Annotated in this window: 30 protein-coding genes; 2 read left to right on the top strand and 28 right to left on the bottom strand. The window is 50.3% G+C overall.

The genetic code is table 11. The features are described 5' to 3' along the window. The first annotated feature begins 78 nt into the window (after positions 1–78). Entirely contained in the window at positions 79–714 is a 636-nt protein-coding gene (locus tag AC1TPC_RS11225) for a hypothetical protein (RefSeq protein WP_482066950.1), read from the top strand. A 209-nt stretch (positions 715–923) separates the two neighbouring features. Here AC1TPC_RS11225 and AC1TPC_RS11220 read toward each other — a convergent pair whose 3' ends face one another. The 14 genes from AC1TPC_RS11220 to AC1TPC_RS11155 form a co-directional block, all read right to left on the bottom strand. Then, complete coding sequence (locus tag AC1TPC_RS11220; protein WP_482066949.1) at positions 924–1,196, bottom strand: hypothetical protein; 273 nt, start codon at positions 1,194–1,196, stop codon at positions 924–926. 12 nt (positions 1,197–1,208) lie between these two features. Next, the gene (locus AC1TPC_RS11215) at positions 1,209–2,555 is read right to left on the bottom strand and encodes a glycosyl hydrolase family 28-related protein (protein WP_482066948.1); all 1,347 of its coding nucleotides are present in this window, start codon (positions 2,553–2,555) and stop codon (positions 1,209–1,211) included. Positions 2,556–2,565: 10 nt separating this feature from the next. Then, complete coding sequence (locus AC1TPC_RS11210) at positions 2,566–3,138, bottom strand: phage adaptor protein (protein ID WP_482066947.1); 573 nt, start codon at positions 3,136–3,138, stop codon at positions 2,566–2,568. Next, on the bottom strand, positions 3,135–3,521 hold the full coding sequence (locus tag AC1TPC_RS11205; protein ID WP_482066946.1) for a 2,3-dihydroxybenzoate--AMP ligase: 387 nt from the start codon (positions 3,519–3,521) through the stop codon (positions 3,135–3,137). The genes AC1TPC_RS11210 and AC1TPC_RS11205 overlap by 4 nt, the downstream gene beginning before the upstream one ends. Positions 3,522–3,573: 52 nt before the next feature. Then, entirely contained in the window at positions 3,574–4,758 is a 1,185-nt protein-coding gene (locus tag AC1TPC_RS11200; RefSeq protein WP_482066945.1) for a phage major capsid protein, read from the bottom strand. Positions 4,759–4,770: 12 nt separating this feature from the next. Then, positions 4,771–5,583, bottom strand: coding sequence for a hypothetical protein (locus AC1TPC_RS11195; RefSeq protein ID WP_482066944.1), 813 nt, complete (start codon positions 5,581–5,583; stop codon positions 4,771–4,773). Positions 5,584–5,686: 103 nt separating this feature from the next. Further along, on the bottom strand, positions 5,687–7,828 hold the full coding sequence (locus AC1TPC_RS11190) for a portal protein (RefSeq protein ID WP_482066943.1): 2,142 nt from the start codon (positions 7,826–7,828) through the stop codon (positions 5,687–5,689). A gap of 351 nt (positions 7,829–8,179) precedes the next feature. Then, positions 8,180–8,500 (bottom strand): hypothetical protein, encoded by a 321-nt coding sequence (locus tag AC1TPC_RS11185; RefSeq protein ID WP_482066942.1) that lies wholly within the window; start codon positions 8,498–8,500, stop codon positions 8,180–8,182. Beyond that, positions 8,487–8,687 carry a hypothetical protein gene (locus AC1TPC_RS11180; RefSeq protein WP_482066941.1) on the bottom strand — a complete coding sequence of 67 codons (201 nt, stop codon included), beginning with the start codon at positions 8,685–8,687 and terminating at the stop codon, positions 8,487–8,489. The genes AC1TPC_RS11185 and AC1TPC_RS11180 overlap by 14 nt, the downstream gene beginning before the upstream one ends. A 14-nt stretch (positions 8,688–8,701) precedes the next feature. After that, positions 8,702–8,974: a hypothetical protein gene (locus AC1TPC_RS11175; protein ID WP_482066940.1), complete on the bottom strand. Its 273-nt coding sequence runs from the start codon at positions 8,972–8,974 to the stop codon at positions 8,702–8,704. After that, on the bottom strand, positions 8,971–10,428 hold the full coding sequence (locus AC1TPC_RS11170; protein WP_482066939.1) for a phage terminase large subunit: 1,458 nt from the start codon (positions 10,426–10,428) through the stop codon (positions 8,971–8,973). The genes AC1TPC_RS11175 and AC1TPC_RS11170 overlap by 4 nt, the downstream gene beginning before the upstream one ends. A 2-nt stretch (positions 10,429–10,430) precedes the next feature. Then, complete coding sequence (locus AC1TPC_RS11165) at positions 10,431–10,958, bottom strand: terminase small subunit (protein WP_482066938.1); 528 nt, start codon at positions 10,956–10,958, stop codon at positions 10,431–10,433. A 51-nt stretch (positions 10,959–11,009) separates the two neighbouring features. Further along, positions 11,010–11,210, bottom strand: a complete 201-nt coding sequence (locus AC1TPC_RS11160) for a hypothetical protein (protein WP_482066937.1) — start codon at positions 11,208–11,210, stop codon at positions 11,010–11,012. A 215-nt stretch (positions 11,211–11,425) separates the two neighbouring features. After that, entirely contained in the window at positions 11,426–11,617 is a 192-nt protein-coding gene (locus AC1TPC_RS11155; protein ID WP_482066936.1) for a transcriptional regulator, read from the bottom strand. Positions 11,618–11,767: 150 nt separating this feature from the next. Here AC1TPC_RS11155 and AC1TPC_RS11150 point away from each other — a divergent pair, with 150 nt between their 5' ends. Further along, complete coding sequence (locus AC1TPC_RS11150) at positions 11,768–11,893, top strand: hypothetical protein (RefSeq protein WP_482066935.1); 126 nt, start codon at positions 11,768–11,770, stop codon at positions 11,891–11,893. Positions 11,894–11,936: 43 nt separating this feature from the next. Here the strand turns inward: AC1TPC_RS11150 and AC1TPC_RS11145 are convergent, their stop codons facing one another. The 14 genes from AC1TPC_RS11145 to AC1TPC_RS11080 all read right to left on the bottom strand — a co-directional run bounded on the left by AC1TPC_RS11145 (position 11,937) and on the right by AC1TPC_RS11080 (position 24,975). Further along, complete coding sequence (locus tag AC1TPC_RS11145; RefSeq protein WP_482066934.1) at positions 11,937–12,539, bottom strand: RNA polymerase subunit sigma-24; 603 nt, start codon at positions 12,537–12,539, stop codon at positions 11,937–11,939. Continuing rightward, on the bottom strand, positions 12,536–13,930 hold the full coding sequence (locus tag AC1TPC_RS11140; protein ID WP_482066933.1) for an SNF2-related protein: 1,395 nt from the start codon (positions 13,928–13,930) through the stop codon (positions 12,536–12,538). Before AC1TPC_RS11140 ends, AC1TPC_RS11145 begins: the two co-directional genes overlap by 4 nt. After that, a complete protein-coding gene (locus tag AC1TPC_RS11135) occupies positions 13,915–14,223 on the bottom strand; it encodes a PDDEXK family nuclease (protein WP_482066932.1) in 309 nt (102 codons plus the stop codon). The genes AC1TPC_RS11140 and AC1TPC_RS11135 overlap by 16 nt, the downstream gene beginning before the upstream one ends. After that, entirely contained in the window at positions 14,220–14,522 is a 303-nt protein-coding gene (locus AC1TPC_RS11130) for a hypothetical protein (RefSeq protein WP_482066931.1), read from the bottom strand. Before AC1TPC_RS11130 ends, AC1TPC_RS11135 begins: the two co-directional genes overlap by 4 nt. A 232-nt stretch (positions 14,523–14,754) precedes the next feature. Then, positions 14,755–17,175 carry a virulence-associated E family protein gene (locus AC1TPC_RS11125; RefSeq protein WP_482066930.1) on the bottom strand — a complete coding sequence of 807 codons (2,421 nt, stop codon included), beginning with the start codon at positions 17,173–17,175 and terminating at the stop codon, positions 14,755–14,757. A 390-nt stretch (positions 17,176–17,565) separates the two neighbouring features. Further along, a complete protein-coding gene (locus tag AC1TPC_RS11120) occupies positions 17,566–17,793 on the bottom strand; it encodes a hypothetical protein (protein WP_482066929.1) in 228 nt (75 codons plus the stop codon). A gap of 26 nt (positions 17,794–17,819) precedes the next feature. Then, positions 17,820–18,191: a hypothetical protein gene (locus AC1TPC_RS11115; RefSeq protein ID WP_482066928.1), complete on the bottom strand. Its 372-nt coding sequence runs from the start codon at positions 18,189–18,191 to the stop codon at positions 17,820–17,822. Further along, positions 18,188–18,643, bottom strand: a complete 456-nt coding sequence (locus tag AC1TPC_RS11110; protein ID WP_482066927.1) for a Mom family adenine methylcarbamoylation protein — start codon at positions 18,641–18,643, stop codon at positions 18,188–18,190. Before AC1TPC_RS11110 ends, AC1TPC_RS11115 begins: the two co-directional genes overlap by 4 nt. Continuing rightward, a complete protein-coding gene (locus AC1TPC_RS11105; protein WP_482066926.1) occupies positions 18,627–19,046 on the bottom strand; it encodes a nucleoside triphosphate pyrophosphohydrolase family protein in 420 nt (139 codons plus the stop codon). Before AC1TPC_RS11105 ends, AC1TPC_RS11110 begins: the two co-directional genes overlap by 17 nt. Beyond that, positions 19,043–20,152: a DUF3310 domain-containing protein gene (locus AC1TPC_RS11100; RefSeq protein ID WP_482066925.1), complete on the bottom strand. Its 1,110-nt coding sequence runs from the start codon at positions 20,150–20,152 to the stop codon at positions 19,043–19,045. The genes AC1TPC_RS11105 and AC1TPC_RS11100 overlap by 4 nt, the downstream gene beginning before the upstream one ends. Before the next feature lie 21 nt (positions 20,153–20,173). Next, entirely contained in the window at positions 20,174–22,135 is a 1,962-nt protein-coding gene (locus AC1TPC_RS11095; RefSeq protein WP_482066924.1) for a DNA polymerase, read from the bottom strand. A gap of 241 nt (positions 22,136–22,376) precedes the next feature. Further along, on the bottom strand, positions 22,377–23,306 hold the full coding sequence (locus tag AC1TPC_RS11090; RefSeq protein ID WP_482066923.1) for a DUF2815 family protein: 930 nt from the start codon (positions 23,304–23,306) through the stop codon (positions 22,377–22,379). Positions 23,307–23,308: 2 nt separating this feature from the next. Continuing rightward, entirely contained in the window at positions 23,309–24,502 is a 1,194-nt protein-coding gene (locus AC1TPC_RS11085; RefSeq protein ID WP_482066922.1) for a DUF2800 domain-containing protein, read from the bottom strand. Beyond that, the gene (locus AC1TPC_RS11080) at positions 24,499–24,975 is read right to left on the bottom strand and encodes a hypothetical protein (RefSeq protein WP_482066921.1); all 477 of its coding nucleotides are present in this window, start codon (positions 24,973–24,975) and stop codon (positions 24,499–24,501) included. The genes AC1TPC_RS11085 and AC1TPC_RS11080 overlap by 4 nt, the downstream gene beginning before the upstream one ends. Positions 24,976–25,026 lie beyond the last annotated feature (51 nt).

Here is a 25,026-nt window from a genome sequence, read left to right as displayed (position 1 = left end):
TATATTCCTAAACTTATCCATTTCTGATAGAATGAAAGTTGCTTAAGCTTATACCCAATTTTAGGAGGATGAAGTTAAATGAGTGACGATGAAAAATTAACAGGTAAAGAAAAAATCGAAATAGCTGTGAAAACAGGCCTGCAGTTAGTACCGTACATTGGAGGGTCACTGTCTACCCTCTACTTTGAGGCCAAACAAGAACGACGTTTTAAAAGACTAGAATCTTTCTACGAAGAGTTCTCCGAAGTGGTTAATCGTTCCGGCGTTCAGTTGCCCCCTGTAACTGACCATAACCAGGATGATCTCTTCTCAATAATCGAAGAACTGAACGAAAAAATTGAGAAAGAGAACTCACAAATAAAACGAGATCACTTCAAGAAGTATCTGCTAACCACATTAGCACAACCTGGACGGCACCCATTTGACGAACAACGTTTTTTTCTTGATGCCTTAGCAGGCATGACACTACTAGAGTGTGAATTATTGGCCTACTTACATAGCAACAATCCAAATCGTATTGTTGTCGGTTTGATTCAGAAGCCCGGAATCGAGCAGTACGCGATCGTCGGTGCAATAGGCCGCTTAAAAACCTATGGCTTTATTAGTTCCATTACTGGAAGCATCTCAATAGGTGGCGGAATTGATAATACTTTAAGTGAGACCGCAGCTACCACGCCATTTGGCAGAAAGTTCATTTCTTATTGTTTGGCCTAATATAGCGTAAAACAGAGAAACAAATTATTATGAAAGCCGCCCATTCCACCCAGTGCTTAATTAAATGTTGGATAGGCGTAAGATTCACCAAGTCAGTAAAGAAGGCCATTTTTACCCCTCACTTCCATTGAGGCCGAGTCCTGTACACAGGACTCGGCCTCTTCTTTATTATATCCTTACTCAAGTTCCGATGCTACGCAATATGATCCTTAAGCGTCGATAACATCTTCAAATTCAGGAAGCGTCTTAATATATTCGTATCCCTGTCTTATGAAATTCAACGAATTCTCTTCTGTTGAAGGTGTAAATTCAATCATTTTTTCTTCCATCCATGCCTTACCAGAGTCGGCAGATGTTTTAGATAGATAGTACCTGACTCTAAGAACTATTTTATCTTTACTTCCACTCTGTTCATCAATTCGGATGTATGCAGAATCGATTTCAACCCCGTGTGGAGATGAGTAAGTCATTTCTAGTGCCATATGAAGACCTCCTTATACTGATGTTCCTGCCCCATTTACCCATAAGCTACCGTTCCAATTAATCTGATATCCTAATGTCGTATCGAAATAAGGCATGCCCACATATCTTCCAGCTGTAGGTCGTTGGGCAGTTGTTCCATTAAACTGAAGGTGAATATTTCTTAATACCCCTGCGTTGTCACGAACTTTAAAATTACTTTCTGTGGAGTCTACAAATAGAGAGTTGTTTAATGCCAGACCATTTCCAGAAGGGGTAAATACAGACTGTTGATAAAATACCGCACCACTTTTATTAACCTTAAACGTGAATGTTCCTAGCGTTGAATCGGTGTAAATACCTATCATATCCCCACCAAATCCACCTACAGGATACAATTTAATTCCGTCAATTGTGTTATCAGCCGCTTTAATTTTCAAACGATGCAATAAGAACTCGAGGTTTCCAGGTTCTGAATCTCCCCATCTATGGTTATCAGTTCCTGCGTCGATCCAATGATCTGCTACAACACCCCCAGCCATACTGCAACCTATTGTCATGTTTTTCCGGGATCCCGTAACATTCTCAAATCCTCCACCTGTTACACCCGCATTTTCCATCCGGATATGCGTGAAATGGCAGCTTGTTCCTCCATTTTTAATCCATCGACCTGTCGTGTCTGCAATCATCACACCTGGATTAACAGTGATAGTGTCACCCTTTACAATTTCGATACCAATCTGACCGCCTGTTATGACTGTCTTGGTATCTACAATATTTGCATTCGGGGCATTTCCTAAAATATCAGCGTCAAACTTAATACCGTGCGTAGTTAATGCGGATCCGATGCTTCTGCAAATGAACTCATTATAATAACTGTTTGAATATACAAGCATACTTACATTCGGAACTTGACCAAACTCAATATCAAATTTTCCTTCCTGTGTCTTCTCGGTTTTCAAACCTCCCGCATTTCCTGCTGATCCCGATACTCGCAAACCAATTATTTGAGGATACATAGTGTAGTTTGTTGGATCAGCCGATTCAAATGCGTAGCCAGTACCCGTGTTCGTAATTTTTGTTGCAGTGTACCCAGCGCCATAGATTATTACGTATGATCTGTACTTTAATGATGCAGTGATTTTATAGTTACCAGGTGGCAAGTATACTTTCCCACCGCCAGCAGCACTAACTGCATCTATAGCCGCTTGTATTGCCGCTCTACTATCATTCACACCTGTAGGATCAGCCCCAAACGTCTTAACATTTAACGCAATATCCGCCAACTGCGCATTAATACCGTCAATGACCGGTTGCTTGATCTTTGCTAATTCAATCAGCTCGCCCATGTCTTTCATTGCAATTTGAAATGCACTATCCATCTATTTCACCTCACCATGTCGTAGTTTCTTTAGCTCGCCGTAGCCCCATCTTTTTCAGATCTCGCACGGCATCTTTAAATATGCCGTCATATTCAGTCTGAAAATTATTCTTCATGTCTGTATCACGTTGAATTCCTGCGATCCAGCCAGCCGCATCATATACGTATAACTCATGGTAGTCTTCGGGAAAGTTAGAGACTGCTGTCAGGTCCGAAGCGCTTAGCGTAAAAGGCCGTGGACGGTAATATAGATAGGCCTCCCTATCAGCTGCAGGATTTGGGCTAACGAACAAGGAGCCAAGAAAAGCTGTACAGAAGTTAGCCGGCGGGCTTTGTATCTCCGGTGTGAGCTTGATGTATTCAACGCCATCGATGACAACACACCTAATGCGATCCTCGCTACAATTGTCAGGAAGGCTGTAATATGGGACGTCTGTCGTTAAGAACTTGCATATCTCTTCCGGCAGCACGAAACGTCTAAATAGCCGCTTGGAGAGCTCATTGAACCTGCCGACTATTTGGGCGTCAGTCAGGTCATTGAATATCTCGAGCCGGACACGTGCAATTAGCTCTCCTGTATTCATGCACCTACTCCTTTCACCATCACCGAATATTTGTCGCCGTGGTACATATCCTTTGCAAAATCAGCGGCCAGCTGCTCTTTCTTTCTCTCAACATCACGCTCTCGTGCTGTGTCAGCCTTCTCGATCTCGGCTGTTGCACTGAAGCCGTTCCCGGTGTGGATCCGTTTGATATGATCAACGATGCCGCCGTGCAGTACTGGCCAGCCTGGTTGTGGAAGCTTCATGATCGCGAGCTCAGTCAACCCATCCATGATCAGGTGCTCACCAGTGTGCGGATTCCACATGACATACAAGTGCTCATCATATTCTTGCAGTTGTGGCTCAACGTCATAGAGGTCATTAATCATCAACCGCGTGAAGCCCTCTCTGTAATGTCTATTCAAGTCAATCACCCTTTCAAAAAAGAAAGAGGAGCCCGAAGGCCCCTCCTGCAGATTAGTATCCTGCTGGCTCGTTGATGTCACCAAGCTCGCCGAACGCATTACGAGCGTGACAAACCATCGTCTCGTAGTTAAACGCTGTTGCCTCGTAAGCTGCTACGCCGGGCACACGGCTGAACATGCTGCCATCCTCATCCATGAACGCAAGCTCAGACGTATAATATATTCCAAGGTCATCCCAGTTACCAGCCCAGATACGTTTCGACGGCATAAAGCGATCGACCAGCATTGGTAGGCCATCAAATTCAATTGCCTTATAGCCTCCCTCCAGGTCCATCGTATTCACAAAACGCTTCATTGACGTGAGAGCCGCCTCGTAGGAAGCACGAACACCATGAGATCCAGCAAGCCACTCTACTTTTTTGCCGGATGTAATGTCCAAACGGTCAAGGAGAGAGCGGATCAACTGGTCACTGATAGCACGGCCAGTACCGCCGTTGTTCATAACGGTCGCTTTCCAGAAGGCGTTAACAGCCGGGTCAAGTGTCTGAAGCACTTTGGTTTTGCTGATGATGCCAGCAAGACCCATCGGCTCAAGATTAAGCGAACCTTTTGTAACAGCAATGTCGCCTGCGGTAGTTGCGATATTACCGCCTGCAATGGTGATGGTCTTTGCGTCGTAATCTACTGCTGTAATTGCCCGCGCGGACGCAACTGCAGTACTTGGCAAAGTATATACGTCGATGATCTGGCCAACGAAAAACAATCGAACGTCATCAACTAGTAGCGTGCTAGTTGCAGCCTGTGTAGGGAACGTAGCCAATTTACCGCTACCATCGCCTAGGGACACTCGGCGCATGTACTGTTGCAGGTCCGTCGTCAGGCCTTTAACCTCTGACGTTAGAGCACGGATGTACGACGTTTCGTCCCGTTTGGATGCTTGAACCGTCACATTGGAAACTTGCAGACGGCCATGAACGTACGCCACGTTACCCGTCGATCCTTTGTATCCTTGCTGACCAGCTGTAGGCAAAGCGCCCATTTCAGTTGTAGCTCCGATACCGGAGTTACGACCAGTGTGGTGAGCAATGTAGAAGCCCTTACCATCTCCGTCAATCTTCTCGGCTTTCTGCTTTAGCTTCATAATGAAATAGTTAGATCCGTTATTGACCTGCGTTTGCACCTCTGGTAGGTAATCCGTCTTTAGCGCATCACCAATAGTTGTTAAATCTGCTGGCATGTTTGTTTCCTCCTATTCGGCCGTTCGTGATGCCTTAATGCGAGCAATAGCCCGCGCCTCTGCTCCTTTGAATCCCCCACCTGTTGGCGGCGTAGACTGAGCAGCAGCACCCGAAGCGCCCTCTGTTTTTACTCCTTTTTTGGAGTTGAGATATTCTTTAATCGAGTCTTCCTTAGCCGTAGCGAGCTTCGCTTCAAGCACATCAGCTTTCATGGCTTTCAGTGCAATCTCCGGCTTGCCGATCTCGTTCTCGTGCATGTACTTCCAGAGCTCAGCATGATCGACTGGCTTGCCATCGATCTCTTTACCCTCGACGAACGTTTTGAGAGAAGCCTCGAATTCGGCAGCAGCCTTCTCCTGGTTGCTCTTAGCTTCCAGCTCTTCACCTTTAGCGGCCTTTGCTTCAAGCTCATCGATACGTTTTAGCACAGCCGGTGGAACCTTCTCCTTATCGGCGCGCTCCTGCAGATCAGCAAGCTCGATCTCCTCTTTCAACGTAAGCAAGTCGGATATGCCGCTTGTACGTTGAAGATAATCGGTAGCCTTACGGTAGGTGTCGTGGTCCTTGTACTCGTCGCGGATCGCCTGAATCTCGGCTTCCTTCTCGGCGTTCCACTTCTCCTGTGCAGCTGATAGACGTTTAGCGAATGCAACATCGCCTTTACCCTGCTCGGCGGCAGCGCCTTGCTCGCCCGTTTGGGTTGATACGTCCTCAGTTCCTTGCGATTGCTCCCCGGCGGCGGCAGCTCCTTCAACGCCCGATGCAGATCCGCCATCTTCGGCAAACATCTGCAAATTCAATGCAAATCGATATTTCATTTTCACGATAATTCCTCCAGTTATGCGGCGACCATAACGAGTCAACGCCCGCGATTATAAGATAAATAGGCCCTATGGATTCTCACCAAGGGCCTGACAGTTCGATATGTTAACGCTGTGCGGCTAGCTGGGCCGTAGCGATCTGCGTATCAGCTTTCAGCGCGTCACGTTGGAGCGCGGCCTGCTGATCCATCTCTTTCATCTTGATCTGCTGCTGACCTTGCTCAGCCTGCGCTGCGGCTTCTGCCTGCTGCTGTGCGAGCATTGGTGCATTCATCCGGTCAACGTGTTCCTGATAGTGACGATCGACTAACATACGCATCTCAGGCGGCATCTCACGATAACGGCTCGACTTGCGAAACGTATTATGAGCAAGAATATGGATCTCGTCATCATCGCTGTCCCATAAGTGCGGTACACCAGGAAGCGGAGGCGGTAGATACTGTGCCATCTGATCCGGTGGCAGTTGCATGGCTTGCATCTGTTGTTGTGCAGCCTGCATCGCCTGATTGTACGCAGAGACCAGCTGCATGAACTCCGGATCCTCCGCCAAGTCCTCGAAAGCCTTGTTCTCCATCTTCGCGTTGTTGTTATCCAGCGCATCCTGTTCAAACAGCTCAGTTGAATCGCCCATGCCCATAAGCCTTAGCAGCTTAGCTGGATCCGGCGTACCGTCCTTCTTGATGATCGCACCCTCACGCCACATCACCATAATACGCTCCTGCTGCGCTGCCTTCATCTCCGGCAAGCTGGATCCCTGTACGATGTTGATGTCCTCAAAGCCAGTTAAGTCGCTGCCGTTAAAGCTGATCAGCTCGATCTCGTTGTCATCGCCAAGCAGACGGCCTTGTCGCTCCTCGGTGTAATGCGCCTGCAGTAATCGGAGGATCCGCTGCATGACCTGCTTCATACCTTGCTCATAGTTCTGAGAGGCGACGGCCAGCTTCTCGTTCTCCTGCTCAACCATGATCTCTAGCCCGCCGAGAGTATCCAGTCCTTTCGGCATGCGCCCCTGGCTGACCTCGCGAGCTCCTGACATGTCATCGAGATCAATTGAATTGTTCGCAAGCTCCTGACCATAGAAAGACGGAATGTCTGGCGCCTGCAGGCGCTCCGGTTTTGCACCGTTTATCGGTGTATAGTCGATAATGCCGGCGATCTCATTCGTCAGCATCTCCTCATCCACTCCGCTACCATTAGGATTCAGCCACATCGCGTTACCAACGCGGCGGGCATGTGTAGCGACCATAGAGCGGAGTGTGTTGATTTCACGTTGAGGAGCTAGCATATCCGTAACGATCGCGTCGTAATGCAACGAGCCTGGAATCGGAATATAACCGAACAGTTGATACGGCAGCTCGCCTGATTCTTCGCTGTAGTCGAGCTCTTGTCCGTTGCAGACCGTGATCTTAGCGCCTTTCGGGTATCGCTTGCACGGTTTGTACCAAAGCTCGTATACGAGCGCCTGGTTCTGCGATTGTGTTGTTTGGCCTATGCCGTCACTCGCGTTACTGGTTATATCGTACCGATTGAGATACCCTATGCTCGCATCAGGGCTAACCCGAACACCGTACTCCTCAAATATCTCATCTATGTCACGCGCCTTGCGCTCAATAATCCAGCGAATGTCCTCCTCTGTTGTAGCAGCGGGGTCGGCAAATATCGTGAGCGGGTCGCAGACACGAGCTCGAATCACGCCTTCATGTAACGGTTTGCTTCCACCTTTGACCCAATCCTCATAGCCCGGATCCGTCTCACCTGGTGACACGTCAGTACCTGCCTCCGCGTCGAACCACGTCTTGATCCAAGCACGCTTTTGAATCAGCATATACAGGAACAGGTCTTTCGTCTTCTTGCTGAAGTCGAGCTCCTGCCACAAAGCATGAAGGTACTTATCCGCAGCCTTTGCGGCGTCGATGTCCGTCTGCTCCTTGCTGCCAGGAATAACGTCATACTTCAGCTTGTTCTTGATATGCTTGGCCAGAAGTGTCGTCACCCTTGGCCTGATTTTGTTACGCGTAACCCTTACCTCGCCGGACTGCTGTGGAAGCGGCTGTACCTTTCGCTCTCCAGCGTTCCATCCGATCCACTGGTTTCCGACATAGTAGTTTATGTTAACGAGCTGCTGGCGGATGTCCGTCCAGTTCTCGGCGCTGCGAAAGAGGAGATCGACTTGATCAGGCGTGAGCCGCTTCGAGCCTGTGTCCCCTACTGCATTCGCATTTGCGTCAGTATTTTGCTTCTTTGCCACGGCTCACCGCCTCCTGCTATTCAACTAACCGTTGATAGATTCTGTCGAGCATATTTTGAATTGTCTCTGTAGATCTTGAAGCTTGATTAGCTAATGACCTGACATTCATGTCATAGGCTGCCTGACATTCATCGCTCTGCGGCTCTGCCCCGAATAAATAGCTAGATAACCTCTCAACCTTCCGTTCAACAGTCTCAAGGCTCGCTGACGTGGCCGCCAGCGTTTCGATTACTGAGCGCTCTGGAGTTACGGCTAGGCTAGTTTCATAGCATCGCGCATCGTGATCAATCGAGCCCGCGCGCGAATGTTGGCTTTGTAGAGACGTATAACCCCGACCTATTGATCCTTCTTTCATTCAGCTGTCAGCTCCTTTGCCGCTGCTTGAGCGGTCTCACGTAGTCTTGCTTCGCCCCACTGCGGCACGTACTCAATGCTATTCGCCTTCAGCCACTCGATCAACTCTGCACGATCCATAGCCTCAAAGTCATGATTGTCAGGCTCCTCAGCAGGTGTAATGGTAATTACGAAGCCAGGGACCTTTACCTCTTCGATCCGAACACCAACAAAATCAAACGTCGGATCAACCTCGGCGCGGCGATCGTATGCGTCCTGTTCATCTGTAGCAGCTCCAAACTTTTCGTCTAGACCGCATGTGAATTTATACAGTTTCATGGTTGTCCTCCTTAGCTAACTCATCGATCAAGGATAGATAGGATGCTTTCTTTTCAGGATCATTCATTATTTCACTTACCTTTGCATTCACTTCATCACTACTGTATCCGAGCAATCGTAACAGCGATGTAATGTGCTCAGGTAAGTAGCTGTTGACTAGGTGCTCATTGATTGCCTTCATATCCACTCTCATCAGCTCCCTTATAGTGGCTCCAACGGTACAGGGTCCTTGATACCCTGCTGTGCCTTAATCGTCTTAACCTCAGCCTGCTTGAGCTCACCGAAGCTTGGTGCTTGGATTCGGTCAAGTAGCTGCTGTCGTTCCCTGTTCCACTCCAGTTCCCTCTCACCTTGCTTCATGATGAGTAAAGACAACACTCGTTCATGTTCGCTGCGGCTGAGTAATAGGAACGTGACCAGTGCGGTGATGATAATCAGTGACAATGCCATAACGGCATATAGCTCCGCGCTCACAATGCCTGCATCCCCTTCCGTTTTGATTTGCCTTGTTTGGCTATGTTCCGACGTACGCGAGCCTCCATGCTGTTATCCGGTATCGGTTTCTCTGGCTTCGTCGGCTGCGGCCTGCTCATTGTCCAGTAGCGGATTGCGTCTGGTATGTGGTCCATTGGATGACCGGCTACGTCCTCCGGATGCGTCTCGTCATGGATCATGGCGGGTATAGATTCGATTGTCTTCAAACACGTCGAAAAGACCCGCAAGCGGGCCGATGTGTAGGTATCCCCTGTTACTGGATCCGTCTCCTCGAATGGTTGCAGCCAATCCCGTAGCCGCTTCCACCCGTTGATCCGCTCCTTGTTCGCTTGGATGAGCGGCACGCCTTCCTGCGCAAATATCTCTGCCGGCGCGGTGCCTGTATCGGTTCTCGACTTATTCCAGAAGCTCGTATCCCCGACGTTCTGCGCGACGTCCTCACTGTCAGGTGTAAGCTCCTTCACCCGCTGAGCCTGTGCCCTGGAGAGCAGCTTGGTTTGCTGTAGCTCACGGTAGATATAGGCGTTGCCGTCTCGATCGACTGCAAACCAAATACATACGAACGGATCCGGACTGTAGCCCTCATCCATGGCCCTGTATCGCTTCCAGTCGTGAGGGATAGGGAACGGTTTGACCACATGAATAGCTCGGCTCCACTCCTCGAAATACTGCCCGCTAAACGTATCCCAATCGCCATCGAGCAGTTGCTCCCTTTCCTTTTTGGGCAGCCGCATGAGTCTGGCCACATAGTCCGGATCGTTCTCGATCAGCTTGTGGTTATCTGATACCTTTGCGGGAATGAACACTCGCTTTGTTAGGACCGGCTGCCCTGACTTAGGATGCAACGGCGGATAATAAAGCAGGTTGCCTTCCTCGTCCGCTTCATGGATCGTGTGGACCTTTTCCCACTCACCAATATCGATGAAGCGCTTCTTGACCCATACGTGCCCCTCTTGTCCAGGGTTAGTCGTTGACTTTACGCCGCGCGGATACGGCTTAGCACCACGGATCCTCGATAGCATCAACGTGTACCACTTTTCCTTGAACTGCGTGAGCTCTTCCCATCGCACGACATCGTACTCGGCACCTTGATACTTGAGATAGTCGTTATCGTGATCCCAGTGTGCAAGCTCGATGATCGACCCGTTAACCAATGTCCATATATGCTTGGAAGCATTATAGGTCGCCAGCTCTTTCGGATAGACCAGCGTTGTCCTGGCGATGATCGACCGTTCAAGATCCGGAAACTTACGGCGGAAGATGATCTGCCGGCTCTCTGGATACGTTAGGCCATAATAGAGTGCATCCCATATCGTTGCCTCTGACTTACCGCCGCCTGCCGCGCCACCGTATAGAAGCTCATCTACATCAGCTGTGTGATGGTATATCTGCTGCCGTGGTTGCGGCTCGTAGGGTATGACAACTTGAGGCATCGTCAACCCTCCTTATCGGGTGGCTTCATCAGCGGGCTAAAGACCACTTGAAGCGGTCCTCCAGCATCGCCAGTAACCTCGACTTTATCCTTGAACATGCCTAGATGCCTGCCGATCTTCTCTAGCGCAGCCACCTTATCATGAAGCTTAAACTTAAGACTTCCTCCTGATTCTGTGATTGTCTGACTGACTTCAGCAACGCAAGCTGCCTGATCAGGCGTCAACGTTTCAGAATCGACAAGAGCTATACCACGGTTGTTCCATGTCGTGAATGTCCGCATGTCGCTGAAGCCGATCTTCGCCAGCTCCTGCAGCACACGATCCTGTGTAATCTCTGTGCGCTGCTCGCGCTTCTTCATGCGCTCTTGGATGTAGTTTTGAACCTTAACATTGCTTAACAGCCTGGACGCCGCTGCTTCAGCTGCATTTCCTTTAGCCGTGTAGCCTGCACGGATGTAAGCTGCTGTTGCATTTAGGTCGATCAAATACTCGTCCGCAAACTTCTTCTGCTTCTCAGTCAGCTTTGACATCACATAACACCTCGCCTCCTCTGAAAATAGAAAAAGCACCGGTTAGGGTGCTTAGCGCCAAGCCCATATTCCAGCCGCAACATAGATAGAATACCCTGCTGCAGCCACTATCAAAAATGGACTTAATTTTTTCGTGAATTCTTTCAAAACACTAGGCACCGCACTGACTATAATCCAACATAGCAGCGCAACAACTAGCATGGTGATAATCCCTATCCAAATAGGGCCTGATGCATCCCAAGCACTTGCCAACAATAAAATCCCTCCCCTTTAATGTCAAATTTCGACAGGAGGAATCATTTTCCTGCAATGTATAAAAAATACCGCCTCCGAAGAAGCGGCAAAGAGAAGGGTTATGAAATAACAATGTGATTATTGCCTGTATTACATTTCGTTCGACATTACCATAATATCATGGGTTGACACGCCTGTATAGGCATGATTGCGGCATGAAAACGGCATGACATTTACTGTAAGTTATTTTGTCGCTCTATTTTCTCAGCGATTGCCTTCAGGATAAAAGCGTTGCGGCTAAGCTTAGCATCGGCTGCCGCCTGGTCAATCACAGGAACTTCACCTTTCTTGACTGACAAATTGATCCGATCATAGTTAGCGGCATTGTACTTGTTCTTTGCTCGGGTGGACGAGTTTCCGCTCATATATTATCACCTCGTCTTTATTGTAGCAAAACAAATATACTAGCACAAGTATAAAAATGTGTTGACATTATACTTGCACACGTATATATTAGTCACAAGCAAGAGGCTTCAACGAGTATGGATACTACTAAGGGAAGGAGGTGGGGGACAATGGATGATTTGCAAAAAGAACAGTTATGGGACGAAGTAAACGAAACCATAGGTTACGGCAGTATTGAAAAAGCTGTTGAAAGGCTTGAACGTCAACTTGAAGAACGCGATAAGAAAACAGATTAATCGCAGAAGCCCCGCTAACCTTAATGGTCGGCGGGGCTTCTCTTTATGCCAGTCTCAGATACTCCCTGACTGCTCCAATGTGCCAGGCTCGGTATGTCCGGTCAGCGATCCCCATGGCAGCTGCGACCTCTTGCACCGTTTTGTTCTCGACGTATCTTAACCTAAGCAGAAGCCCATAGCTTCGCTTGTAATGTTCAATTGCAGCCAGCACCGTATCAATCCGATTAACCTCATCCTGCAAGTCCTGCAGCTCCGTCAGTCGGTCAAGCACAGCATCCAGATCATCACGAACATCGTAGCCCCTTGCTGCTATCACTTTACCGATCTTATCACGCAGCTCCTGCAGCAGCTTGTCATCCTCTGCGTCAGCTCCGTGCTGCGGGATAACTGCTAGCTGGCTCTTAACTCCTGCCGGGTACCCGGTCAAGTAGGCATGAGCCGTTGTCTCCAGGCGCTGCTCACGCTTACCCAAGTACATATAGCTAGGCATCTGCCGCAATCGCCGGTGCAAGTCCTGCAACTGATCATCTGCGTGCAATCGGCTAACCGTGATCCCTGCTCCGATGTTGTACGTGCTTAGTACCGCAATGCGGGCTTGGTGCTGCCGGTATTGTTTTAATTGCTCAATGGCTTGTTGTTCGTTCATGCTCCTTCACCTGCTCTCTCGATCCGGGCTTTCAATGCTGTCAGCAGCCGGTCCTGTGTTGTCGCCTTATCCTCCAGCGCTGCCATAACATCCTGATCGGCACCGCCTTGTACAACCAGATGGTGCAGTATGACCTTCTGCTTCTGTCCCTGCCGATGTAAACGGCCGTTAGCCTGCTGATATAGCTCCAGGCTCCAGTTAAGTCCGAACCAAACAACGTGGTTTCCGCCGTCCTGCAAGTTGAGTCCATAGGCCGCGCTTGCTGGATGCGCAAGCAGAATATCCACTTGTCCCGTATTCCAATCAATCTGATCCTGCGGTGTTTTCAGCTCGCGGATCCGCAGGTCCGATTTGCTTAAAGCTTTCAGGATCCGCGATAGATCATGCTGGAAGCTGTAGAACACCAGTGCCGGCTTCCCGTTCAACTGCTCAAGTAGCTCCATGAACGCCTCTATCTTGCAATCGTGCAGCTCATGGATGTTCCGATCCGCATCATACATCGCCCCGTTACACATCTGCAGCAGCTTGCCCGAAAGCACCGCTGCGCTCGTTGCGGTAATCTCGGTGTCCTCGACCTGCAGAAGCAGCTCCATCTCCATCTTGTCATACTGCTTCTGCGCCTTATCATCCAGCACCACCGGAATGATATTAATCACGCGATCCGGTAGATCCAAATAGTCCTCTGCTTTCATGCTGACACATATGTCAGCAATTTTCCGCTGAATAATCTCATCGGCTCCGGGCTTTGCCGTATAGCCGAAACCGTGGTAATTATGCTCGAAATACTTCTCACGGTATCCGGTAATGTTCTTCTCCAGCCGCTGCCCTTGGTCTAGCAGGTGGATCTGAGCCCACAGATCCAGCAAACCGTTCGGCGCTGGCGTACCAGTCAAACCAACAATCCGCTTGATGTGGCTACGCACCCAGCTAAGCGATTTGAAGCGCTTGGCTTGATGGTTCTTGAAGCTCGAAAGCTCATCCACGACAACCATGTCAAACGGCCATGCATTCCGGTAATGATCAACAAGCCAAGGCACATTCTCTCGGTTGATGATCCATATGTCACCTGGCGTGTTTAACGCACGGATCCGCTTTACCTGATTGCCAAGCACCGGCACAATACGCAGATGCTTCAGATGCTCCCACTTGGCTGCCTCATTCGTCCATGTGGCTTCTGCAACCTTCTTCGGCGCGATGACCAACGTGCGGCGAACAGCAAAGCGGTTGTACTTCAGATCGTTGATCGCGGTCAACGTGATAACGGTTTTACCTAATCCGAGATCCAGCAAAAGTCCCAGAGCTTCATCGACCAGCAGCCGGTTGATGCAGTAACGCTGATAAGCATGCGGGATAAACTTTGCTTTCGGCTTCTCTGCTACTGCTCCGGCCATTGTAGTGTGCCTCCCTCAGTTTGCATCCGCTGTAGAAGCAAGTCCACCTTCTCTTTGCTGTCGATCGTCACAACCGGCATGCCCTGGTTCTGGATAAACCGTTGCTGGTTGATCTGTAATGGCGTTGGCTTTTTGCCCGGCGCCTTCAGCTCCGCAAATGCAATCCTGCCTCCGGGCAGCATAACGATTCGGTCTGGCACCCCATTGTTGCCGGGGCTGACAAATTTATAAGCTTTGCCGCCCGCTGCTCTTGCTTGTTTGACTAAATACTGTTCAATGATTTTCTCGCTCATGTCCCCAGCCCCTTCGCCAAACGGTACTCGATGATTATCGTGAGAACTGCGGGTTTTGTTTTTGCTCCTGCTCCCCTTAGCAAGCTGCCGGCGATTTCGCCCCCGAGATGATCTTCAAACGCGCTCCGGAATTCCGTACCTTCGATACTTCGCCAAAAATGTTCGAGAGCCAGACCAGATTGGGAACGTTTTTTGCTTTTGGGATGATACGCGGCGCTTACGTGCTCGCTATCCTCAATCCGCTTGATCAACTCTTGATTCGCTCTGATAAAAGCAATGACTTCCCTCGTCGATTTCATCCGACATTCCTCCTGTAACCAAATCCCCTTACACGTATGTGCGCCAACGCATTCAGGCGATTAGGCATAATATGTTTGCGCTATACTCTCTATTCTCTCTAATTCATATACTCTATAATATAAGGTTACAAAGGTTACATATATAAGAATCCAGTAATAGCAAGGGTTTCCGGCTTTAGAGATGTAACCTTTGTAACTTTCCAATTTTCTGGAAAAGTTACAAAGTTACAGACTAAGTTACACGCTTAAACCCCTTTTGCACCCCGTAATCCGCACCTATTCGAACCGATCCAGCGCGCTCCCAATCTTGTAATTTTGATAGGACAGCATTGATTCGCTGGGCCTCAGGCTTCGGTATGGCTTTGCGTTCACCGAGACATTCGCGCCAAATTTCTGCAGCACATATCCGGTCACGTTGCACGATCAGGCCATCGTACTGCATACCTCCGCCCCAATACATCTGACGACGGTCCCTGTCCCATTTTAGCCAGTCCTGCGGCATTGGCTTGTTTACGAATTCTTCAATAATACCCTCTAACGGATCCCTGACCATGTGCCCCTTGCGCCGTTCTTCTGCTTCTGCTTCCATTTCAGGCGAAAGGTATAACGGTTCACCGAGCTTCCAGCGCATCACGGCCTCTGCCCAAATTTGGTCAATCTCCATCTCCGTGAGATCGCGGAAAACCGACTTGGTTGCGAAATCCGGCCGTGCATCCACCGGCCAAAAGCGCCGATTCCCCGTCGGATCATGGAGATACTCATGGTCATTGGTTGTGCCGAAGAAGATCGATCGGCGCACCTGGTTCTTTACGTTGCGACCATACGCTTCCCGGTATTGATCATCCTCTTTGGACAAAAACTGTTTGATTCGATTTACGTCTACTCTGTTGAAGCCCTGCAGCTCTGCGATCTCAACGACCCATTTACCTTGGATCAGTTCCTCCGCCTCTTTACCTTCGAACGTCTTCAAGCTGTCGGAAAACCATTCTTTGCCTAGGCGTCGGAACAATGTACTTTTTCCGATCCCCTGCGTGCCGCAGACCACCGTCATATAGTCGAACTTAATACGTTCTGACATCGCACGGGCGACAGCGGCCGCTAAGGCTTTGCGCGCGATTGTTCGGACGAACGGACAATCTTCTGCACCGAGATATTCAACATACAAGCTATCGAGTCGCGGCGTCCCGTCCCATTCCAGCGCGGATAAGTAGGCAGCAACCGGATTGATAGCATTCTGCTCAGCCACCTCACTTAGCGCACTTCGTATCGCTCCTTCTGTCCGGAAGCCCAGGACACGCTCGATGTATATAAAAAGCCCATGTTCGTCTGGATCCTCCCATGCAAAGCTCTGATTCTCTTTCGATCGCTTTGCCCAAGGCAACGGGCCCCTGCCCATTAGGCGTTCCGCGAAGGTATCGCGGTAAATGCGGTTTTTGATCGCAGGGTCATGGCTGAGTACCGTTAGCACGTTGTAGGCCGTTTTTGAAGGCTTCCCTGTCGTCGGACTTAGCTCTAGTAACTTAAGCCACGATGGATCGTGCGGATCAACCGACGTTTCGCTTGCGGACATTGGATCGCTAAAAGCTGCCGTGACACGGTCATAACGTTCTTGTGTCATGATATCCGCAACTCCAGCATCCTGCAGTGCAAACGAAATCATTGCAGTAAAGCTCGGCAGTCGGTTCGTCGGTGTCCCTGATACCGCATCGTCGTCCTGATCACCGAATTTATGAAGTCGGACCATATCGAAAGCATTGACCAAGCGGCCCCCGCATGGATCCGTGGAGTGGTGCGAGTAAAGGAATGCGCCATCATCATAAACGATCGCGCCGCCTGTTGTGGATCCACCGACATAGCTCAGCCTGCCGCTGCCATCATCCGTTGGTAGGTAGAGCCCTGGCAAGAACGCCTCCATGGCCTGTGCCACATCATACATGCGGCAGAACGCGCCAACCACACCCGGCTTTGTCGTCGGGTCGCCTTGTTTAGCAGCCATCCGAACATGCGTCTGCTGCGCGCCCGGCACTTGTGGCCACTCGGCGATATTGCGCCAGTCCGCATACAGGCCAAGCAGGCCATCAACGTACAGAAATGGCCGATCCCCGACCTGATACACATATTGGCTATCCGCGCTGCAGCTCGGCCAGTACATCAGCCTTGCCGCTTGGAAGGTCGTCGGGTCGCAAAGCTCGATCCCAATGATCTGGGCGAGCATCCGGGCAACAGGCTCGTATTCGTCAGCCGTTACGGTCCGATTAAGCGGCACAAGCACGCGAAGCCGCGGACGCGACTCCTCATGCTTACGTGTGCTGTATACGGCGTATCCGCAGCCGAGCCCCTCCAGGCGGCGAAGCACATCCGCCGTACCGCCTGCAGGAATGTTGTCCATGTCGAGCGTCGCCACATCACGCCCGGTCACCGCATCGGCCTTACGGCGGCCGCCAGCGAGGGAGCCGGCCACAAATCCGCCGACGTCCTTCAGATCGTCCTGCTGGCCCTTCGGCAAAGCGAGGTACTGCGCTAACGTCTCAGTACCTCTGGCAGCCGTCCGGAGACGATCCACCATCTCCGACCAGTAAAGGACTTGCGGCTGCCAGTTGGTACTGTGACGGCTGCCAGCCGCCGATATGGTTAGTTGTCTATCATTTTGCATGACTAGCAGCTCTCCTTCTTACAGAAAAATAATAGATGCATGTTGCGTTTTAGATAGTTCTACCTTAAAATTGGAAATGTCACATTCATGTGCCACCGGAGTTGGTTCGATTCCTGCACTCTCCTGCTTTACGGCTTTATTAGAAAGTAAAGTTCACTTGTTAAGTTTGTACTCCGGCTTGATAAGTGCTTCGATTGCTAACCTTCTTCTTCTTTTACCTGAGAAAGGAATGTTGCTAATGAGCGCAATTATTATTCTGTTGTCCCTGGTGGCATGCGGAGAGTTGGTGTAATGGTAGCACGGGTTATCATAGTATTTCCCAGGGACAACACCAAAGTTTAAGCCGCCTCCTCAAAAGGCGGCTATTTATGCTCCTCTATATTCACTGAATTACTTAGCAAGTGGACACCATCTCTTAGCTGTCTTTAACACAAGCAGGCTGTAAGGGGTCATATCCCCGAAGCCTACAAAATTACTGATTGAATCCCCCCGCTTATCCCGCAGGGCAAACGTCTTCGGGTTCGTACAGTAATACTTCTTCCTGCCTAGTCGGTTCTGTTGCGATTGCATTCTGCCTTGATCCTTGCAGAACTCGCAATATTTACACTGTCGTTTCATGTTCTCCCCCTTTTCGATATGTTGTATCACGTACCATCACGTAAGATCGCTTCCGATGTTGGAACAAAGCGCCCATAGCATTTATCTTCGATAGCTTCACCACTGCGACAGATCGGGCAGACCGTAGCCGAATGGTCTACCTCTTCGTAATCCTCTACCGCAAAGGTAATTGCGCAATCCCCACACTCGTAAAGGTGCATCATAAGCGGCGGCTCTTCGGACTTTCTCGGATAATTCACCCGAAGCGGCCAATCTAACGGATTGCGCGCCCGTTCGTGATAGATCATCGTCCGGATACTGCCGTGCGTACTGCCGAGCTCCTTGGCTATTTCCGTAAGTGGCTTACCGGAGAGGAACAGCTTGTGCAACTGCTCCTTGTTTACGATTTCAACCTTCATGGACTTCTCACCCACCTGATTTTTTGAGATAGATCGCGGTCCTCTCGATTACGAGAAGACCAGCCGTCTTTGCGTTTGCGTGTTAAACCTACGGGAAACCAACCATCTGCGCGGTAAATACCACCTTCATGTCCCTGCCCAATACTGGAATAAGAAAGCAAACCTTTAATAGTCGGAAAATGCTTGCGAATATGTTTGCGGGCCATGGCAAGCGCTCGGCTTTCGGCGGAGGACTCCGTCTCGTCTATAAGATAAAAGCGCGTAAGCTCCAAAAGTGATTTACTGTCTAGGCTTCGAGCTGTCGGCCTCCCCCACATCATCGCGCCGATTCTCTGACCCTTATCATCTAGCACCCATAGACGAAGCTGTGCTCCTGGCGGAGTGGAGTGCAAATAGTGCCGTTCTGCAATCCACCTATCGAGTTCTCTAGACTGACTAGCTTCCAGCTTCATTCGCCCCGTACCGCCTGTCCAGCATCTCCACGAACGCTACGGCCACAGCAGCCACCTGAACAGCCTCCGCGCGCATGTTGGCGTAGCCGCCTTTCTTACTCTCATCCGGACCGTTGTTAAATACCGTTTCGTTAATCGCTTGGCAGAGCTCTCCATACTCCTCCCCCAAGATTCCAGACCAGTACATCGGCTCGTGATTCTGCTGGCCCCATTTGGCATCTTGACGTTGGCGTTCGGTAATGACTGACTGGATTGCGGAAGACCGCAAAGCATCAAGATGATCCAATGCTTCTGAGATCATAAAATCATCGTCGTCAGCTCGTGGAGGTAAACTCATGCGTACATTACTGCCATTTGCAAGTCGAGCCAGTGATGCACGATACTCGTTCATAGCTCTAATCATTTCGCTTTCGCCTCTCCGATCAGCCGGTTCACATACCAGGCTGCTTTCTCTAAATCTTCCAATCCGTTTTTATGTGACCAGCGCCATAGATATTTGATAGCAGCCCCTGTGCTGTATGCCTGAGGCCCTGCTAATCCGGTAAGTGCCGCCTCGATCGCGTCGATGCACTCAATGCCGCCAGCAGTATAGTGAGCTGGGTGATTCACGTTGTCGCTCGCAGCCATTACCAGGTCCTTAGGATCAGGATCCGACATAGACTTCTCAATCGTCTCCAGCAGCAAGCGCTTCTCGTCTACCAGCTCAGCAACAGCCTGCAGTGCTTCATTGCGACTGTATTGAAGAGCGTCACGTTCTGATTTGTACGCGGCAGCTTGTTTCTGCCACTGCTCCCGGTCTTCCTCCAGCTCTGATATACGAACCGTTGATTCTGTATCACGTTGTGTCCAAGCCGTGAGCTCATCTTCATACGAGATAACACGGGGCCGTAGGTCTTCCAATTCAGACCATGCTTTTGTAGCTTGAAGCTGCGACTCAACCATACGCTCAGAGAGTCGCTCATTTTCAGTTAATTGGGCTCTTAACGCCTCGTTGAGCTCAGTTATTTTTGCCTCATAGAAGATCAACGAATTATGTGCGATTTGATCTGTCACAGGTGTAGCCTCCTCATTTTCCTCTGCGGGTTTTGGATCTATCAGCTCCCTCGCCTTACCTGGCGAGATACCAACGAGACCCCACTTTTTCAACCAGTAGTACATTCCATTGGATTTCATGCCAAAAGCTTTCTCCATGGCCACAATCGTTTTACCTTCAGCGATCCCTGCTAAGAATGCTTGCTTATTTGGCTCATTGGCACTAGGTTTACGACCGGCTGCTCTCCTCGATTGCTCCTCGGAACTAAACACTGGGCTGCGCTGTTGTACCGGCGGACTAATCTCTTTACCGACAACGTCAGTGGGAGCCTTATACCCAGTGCGAGCCCGATAATCTTCAAGCTCTTCAGGACTCATCTTCCAGGTCTTCACTTCGCTGCTTCCGCTGGATGCTTTCTCACGTTCCATGTCTCTAACAGGTACAATCCTTCCTCGTTCACTAGTTCGGGGAGCCATTTTTCACACCGTCCTTTATGTTCAATCTTTCATATAAAATTGAGTTGTAAAGCCATCGCCCTTAAGTGGCAGCCCTGGTGCCCATGGAATCGGTTCAGCCATGATGGCCAGTGCCCGGTCCAAGTCGCTAGGATTGTCAACCTCTATGCCTGCCTCATCGTGTACGTGTAGCACGGTCTGATAGCCGGCCATGTCCAGTTTGGTAAGCGTCACAGCCAAGCAATCCCGCGCGATCGCCTGAACCACGTTCTCGACAAGCTTTCCGCCGTAGGTGTTCAGTACAGTCCATTTCTTGGTTTGCTGGTCCATGCCCCAATAATGAAGAGCCTGCTTGCCAAAGTCGTTCTCCTTCAGAAAAGGCTTGGCATAGTAGAGCTTTCGGCCACTCGGTAATTGAATTGTGAAGAAGTCCTGCTTGGTCCCATAGTGACTTTCCCTCGCAAAGATCAATCCTTTAATACCTACAGCCTCGCCTGACTCCATAACCTCAAGCGCTGCCGCCTCCAAGCTGTACCACAGGTCAACGATTCGCCGGTTCGCATTCCGCCAGCGCGTTACGATCTCCGGCAGTTCGTCCTCAGAGAGCCCTTGATCCAGTGCGCCCATATTAATCAGCGCGCCCTTACCTCCTTGGTAGCCAAGCGCCAGCTCAGCTACTTTGCCCTTTTGGCGCAAGTCGCTACCTTTGCCGATCTCCTCGATCGGTACACCAAACATCTGAGAAGCAGAAGCCTCGTATATCTTCCCGTGAGTAGCAAACACATCTAGCCGCCACTGTTCGCCAGCTAGCCACGCGATGACTCGCGCCTCAATCGCGCTAAAATCTGCAACTCCGAGCATTTTTCCAATAGGCGCGATGAACGCCGTCCGGATTAGCTGCGAGAGGGTATCCGGCACATTGCCGTAAACAAAGCGAAGCATGGCGACATTCTGTTCAACGACAAGCTGCCGGGCATATTCTAGCGTCGAAAGATAATTCCGAGGGAGGTTTTGGATCTGCACAAGCCGTCCTGCCCATCGTCCGGTCCGATTGGCCCCGTAAAATTGTAGAAGCCCGCGTACACGGCCATCTGCACAAGCAGCCTGCCGCATTGCCTCGTACTTCTTTGTTGAAGTCTTACTAAGTTCTTGCCGGATCTCCAGTACACGCTTTGCGTTGCCCTCATCCAGCTTGCCAATCAGCTTGGACACCGTGCCTTTTTGCAGGTTCTCGACTTCCTCACCTGTTTCAGTCTCCAGCCATTTCGTAAGCTGTTGGACCGATTTCGGATTATCGAGCCCCGTTAGCGCTATAGCTTCCGTACGCAGATCCGCTGTCACTTGCTCATCTACCGCAAGTGCGCTTTCGACCATCTGCATATCCACGGCCAATCCGCGAGCATTAATCCGCTGATCAAGATGCCAGAGTTGCCATTCCTGATCCGGCACTGGGAAATGCGAAAGCCGGCGCTGGATCTCCATCTCGGCCACAACGTCATTCACGCAGTAATCTTTGAAGAGTCGCCATTTATCGGGTTCATGATGTGGAAGCGTCCGAGTACGCTGGCCGTTCGTTCTACTCGGCTTTGTAGGGATGCAGAACGTCCGGATCAACGACATGCCCGTTACAAGCTTCCTTTTATCCTGCGGGATGCCTAATGCTTCACCGACAGCACCTAGCCCAGCCGTGTATCCGCAATATAAGCCATGCACTTGCGTACAGCGCCATTGCTCAACAGGTGAATACCATAAACGATTGAGACAATACCACTCAAATGAAGCGTTATAAGCGTGCTTCATGACATTTGGATCCTTCAAACCTTCGATAACCTCAAACGGGACAAATTCACCCTGCGCCAGATCGACAATCTGAACCTGGCCGCCGTCCCAACCATAGGCGAACAGTAAGACTTCAAAATCAGGGGATTGTGCATATTTGTAGGAACCTGATTTCTTAATGTCAACACTGCTGAAAGTCTCGATATCAATATTGAGCTGTCTCAATCGTCCAACTCCTTACTGCAGCAATCCACACAGGAAGTATCCCGGAAATCGTATTCCGAACAAAAATCATCTGCATCCGCTTCTGCATCTATTAGCTCGCCGCGTATGGCTCTTTGAACTGCATGAGTAAAACAAAACCATTCTCTGTTTTTTGATTGAAAGAGGACTTTCATAGCCGATCTCTCCTAAAATTGGGATAAGAAAAGGGACCCGTTGCCGAATCCCCTTCTGTAGATGGTTCCTAGATGCCCCAAACGCTACCTTGTATCGGCTTGCCCGTAATCGGGTCAATCTGTGGAGCTACTTGTCCAGTTGGAGGCGCATACCCTTGTTGAGGTGCGCCATACGGAGCTACTGGAGGTTGGCCATACGGCTGCTGTGGCGCTTGACCGTAACCATGAGGAGCTGGTTGCCCATAACCCTGCTGAGGCGCTTGACCATATTGAGGAGCTGCAGGCGGTTGTCCATATTGCTGTGGCGCAGTTTGCTCCCATCCCGTAGGCGGCTGGTGGGACGGTTGCTGATAACCTACACCTACAGGAGCTCCGCTGCCAAAAGCCTGATCGGCACTAATACGGCCGCCTAGTGGTTCACCGTCCGACACCTTCTGCACTGGTCCAAGTCCAGCCCCAACGCCGCGATTACCGCTATTGCTGTACGGGAAGAAGTTAATGTTCACTCGAGCATATACGCCGCTATAGATCTCAGTTTGATTAATGATCGGTGACATGTTAATGTCCACGATAGCTTGCTGCTGCTTGCTGCTCGCCGTAATGACCCAATGCCCTCTAGCCTCTGGCCCGAATGGATCACCGTTTTTACGCACGCCATCACCATCCCAAATCGGCACTGCCGGCTGCGGCGGACGAGCACCGTTCCACGTAGACGAAACACCTTTTTGAATGGCTGCCTCGATAGCCGCATAAATGCGCTGCATCGTAGCTGTATCGGATTTCGGAATCAGGATCGTCGTGCTGTATTTCGGCTCCTGCCCTGGCTGATTGGCATGGGGCTGGAATAGGTGTACAAAGCTCAGTCTTACACGGTCTGTCGTGATGTTGGTATTGAATGAAGGTTGATTAGTCATGTGTTTGTTGCCTCCTCGGATAGTGCCGCTTGGCCAGCGGCCTGATGTCATTTGATCGATATGGTAATCCGCGATATCCCCCACGGTTATACCCCCTCAGTTGTTCCAAAAGCTTGTTCCGCTGAAATCGTGTTGCTAATTGCTTTACGCGGATCATCTGCAGGGGCTAACGTTGGCGCGCCTGACTTCTTGACCACATGGCCAGTTGATTCTAAAAGATCCTTGTACACCTTTTTGGTAAGGACTTCTTCTGCAGCAGCTGCCGTAATAGGCTTTCGCGTGTAAAGCAATGCTTCATCAATGCCGTTCGCCTGCAGGTGAACAAAGGCAGCATCGATATTCACGAAATCCCGTCCACCGCGGCCGTGTACTGCTTTCCAGCCTGGAATGTCGCCGCCCTTCAAAACCTCAGCAAGCGCAGACTCCTTCAACGATTTCGCCCATTTAACATAATCATCTACGTATTTAAGAATGTCACCGACCTCATCCCACCCAATAAGCGGCGGCTTCATCGGTGCTTTCTCGGTTGCAGAGAAGAACTGTTCCACTCGGGCTCGGCAGGTATCACGAGCTCGGCAGAATCCGCAATGCTCGCCTGGCGAGTAATCACCCTCACCATTGAATGCTTGCTGCGCGATCGGCTTGATCGACTCGCCCCACGCAAGAAGATCTGAAGCGGACAACGACCATTCAGAGGGTTGATCCCATACTTTCGGCTGTACGATCGCCACGTGAACCGTATCGATTTCGTATAGTAGGCTGTAAGCACGAAGAGCGCCAAGCGCGTAAAGCATCATTTGCGGATTGTTATTCGCCGGCACCGGAACACCCTGGCCGTTTTTGTAATCCGCGATGATCAGCTTTTTGCTGCCGATAATAATGCAGTCACTTGTGCCGAAAGCTTCCGGAACGTAAGCTGTGAGATCGACCCTGCGCTCCACCGCTATGTAAGGCGGCGATGGAAAAGCATGTACCAAACCTTGGATATAATCCACATATAAATCCGTGTTCGCATCCATGTCCGCCTCATAAAGCTCGTTATCTTTCATTTTTTTCAAGGCAGCGTTGTATTTGCGTGCCGTTAACGGGTCAATGCCGAGCACCTTGCGAAGCTTAAGCTCCGCCATCTCATGAGCATGCGTACCCTTTTGCGCAGCGCTGCTCGTTGTATCAGGCAGTGTAGCCTCTAACCTTGCGCTTGGTGTGCAGTGCAGCCAGCGGTGTGCCCCACTGGCTGACAGCAGCGCATGTGCTCGTTCTGCATGCGCTATTTGACTCATATCTTCGCACCCAAGCTACGGAGGTACGTAGCAAAATCGCCGTAACGTTCTTTAGGCAGTTGCGTCAATGACTGTGCACCGAACTGCTGAAGCCATCCGGTTAGCACATGTCCCTGACCTGCATCAACCAAAGGCCCTGCAGCTACTCCTAGCTGCTCCATCGTGTAGCTAGGAACAGATGTCGGAACACCGCCTGTAAGAGGCATAGGTGGTTGTGCTGGAACGATTCCTTGTGCATAAGATGGGGATGCCCCTGTTGGAACTGTATCAGTCGGAGCAGCGTATTGCGGCTGTGTTGGTGCAACATAGGGTTGCGTTGGCGGTTGAATCGGTGCCGTTGGAGCTTGTGGTACGAAAGGTGCTGTAGCCGCTGCTGGTGCAGCTTGCCTATTCTCTAATCCGGATGATAGATTGAAAAGTTCGTTGAGTGTTTCTTTGGCGGTTTCACCGTTAATTGTGATTTGTACTGGCATGTTGTTCTGCCTCCTCGTTAATTTCATGAATACAATAATGGCAAACGTCTT

It is taken from the genome of Paenibacillus sp. Y280, from assembly GCF_056786335.1.
The sequence above is the reverse complement of the archived record's forward strand: the minus strand, read 5'-3'. Positions and strand labels throughout refer to the sequence as shown.

Bases quoted from the DNA above. Each gene is read 5' to 3' on its own strand.
- AC1TPC_RS11210 (WP_482066947.1), bottom strand. From the start codon at position 3,138: ATGAATACAGGAGAGCTAATTGCACGTGTCCGGCTCGAGATATTCAAT.
- AC1TPC_RS11170 (WP_482066939.1), bottom strand. From the start codon at position 10,428: ATGCCTCAAGTTGTCATACCCTACGAGCCGCAACCACGGCAGCAGATA.
- AC1TPC_RS11215 (WP_482066948.1), bottom strand. From the start codon at position 2,555: ATGGATAGTGCATTTCAAATTGCAATGAAAGACATGGGCGAGCTGATT.
- AC1TPC_RS11085 (WP_482066922.1), bottom strand. From the start codon at position 24,502: ATGAGTCAAATAGCGCATGCAGAACGAGCACATGCGCTGCTGTCAGCC.
- AC1TPC_RS11135 (WP_482066932.1), bottom strand. From the start codon at position 14,223: ATGAGCGAGAAAATCATTGAACAGTATTTAGTCAAACAAGCAAGAGCA.
- AC1TPC_RS11105 (WP_482066926.1), bottom strand. From the start codon at position 19,046: ATGATTAGAGCTATGAACGAGTATCGTGCATCACTGGCTCGACTTGCA.
- AC1TPC_RS11130 (WP_482066931.1), bottom strand. From the start codon at position 14,522: ATGAAATCGACGAGGGAAGTCATTGCTTTTATCAGAGCGAATCAAGAG.
- AC1TPC_RS11110 (WP_482066927.1), bottom strand. From the start codon at position 18,643: ATGAAGCTGGAAGCTAGTCAGTCTAGAGAACTCGATAGGTGGATTGCA.
- AC1TPC_RS11120 (WP_482066929.1), bottom strand. From the start codon at position 17,793: ATGAAACGACAGTGTAAATATTGCGAGTTCTGCAAGGATCAAGGCAGA.
- AC1TPC_RS11125 (WP_482066930.1), bottom strand. From the start codon at position 17,175: ATGCAAAATGATAGACAACTAACCATATCGGCGGCTGGCAGCCGTCAC.
- AC1TPC_RS11200 (WP_482066945.1), bottom strand. From the start codon at position 4,758: ATGCCAGCAGATTTAACAACTATTGGTGATGCGCTAAAGACGGATTAC.
- AC1TPC_RS11145 (WP_482066934.1), bottom strand. From the start codon at position 12,539: ATGAACGAACAACAAGCCATTGAGCAATTAAAACAATACCGGCAGCAC.
- AC1TPC_RS11225 (WP_482066950.1), top strand. From the start codon at position 79: ATGAGTGACGATGAAAAATTAACAGGTAAAGAAAAAATCGAAATAGCT.
- AC1TPC_RS11140 (WP_482066933.1), bottom strand. From the start codon at position 13,930: ATGGCCGGAGCAGTAGCAGAGAAGCCGAAAGCAAAGTTTATCCCGCAT.
- AC1TPC_RS11165 (WP_482066938.1), bottom strand. From the start codon at position 10,958: ATGTCAAAGCTGACTGAGAAGCAGAAGAAGTTTGCGGACGAGTATTTG.
- AC1TPC_RS11080 (WP_482066921.1), bottom strand. From the start codon at position 24,975: ATGCCAGTACAAATCACAATTAACGGTGAAACCGCCAAAGAAACACTC.
- AC1TPC_RS11185 (WP_482066942.1), bottom strand. From the start codon at position 8,500: ATGAAACTGTATAAATTCACATGCGGTCTAGACGAAAAGTTTGGAGCT.
- AC1TPC_RS11220 (WP_482066949.1), bottom strand. From the start codon at position 1,196: ATGGCACTAGAAATGACTTACTCATCTCCACACGGGGTTGAAATCGAT.
- AC1TPC_RS11100 (WP_482066925.1), bottom strand. From the start codon at position 20,152: ATGGCTCCCCGAACTAGTGAACGAGGAAGGATTGTACCTGTTAGAGAC.
- AC1TPC_RS11155 (WP_482066936.1), bottom strand. From the start codon at position 11,617: ATGAGCGGAAACTCGTCCACCCGAGCAAAGAACAAGTACAATGCCGCT.
- AC1TPC_RS11150 (WP_482066935.1), top strand. From the start codon at position 11,768: ATGGATGATTTGCAAAAAGAACAGTTATGGGACGAAGTAAACGAAACC.
- AC1TPC_RS11115 (WP_482066928.1), bottom strand. From the start codon at position 18,191: ATGAAGGTTGAAATCGTAAACAAGGAGCAGTTGCACAAGCTGTTCCTC.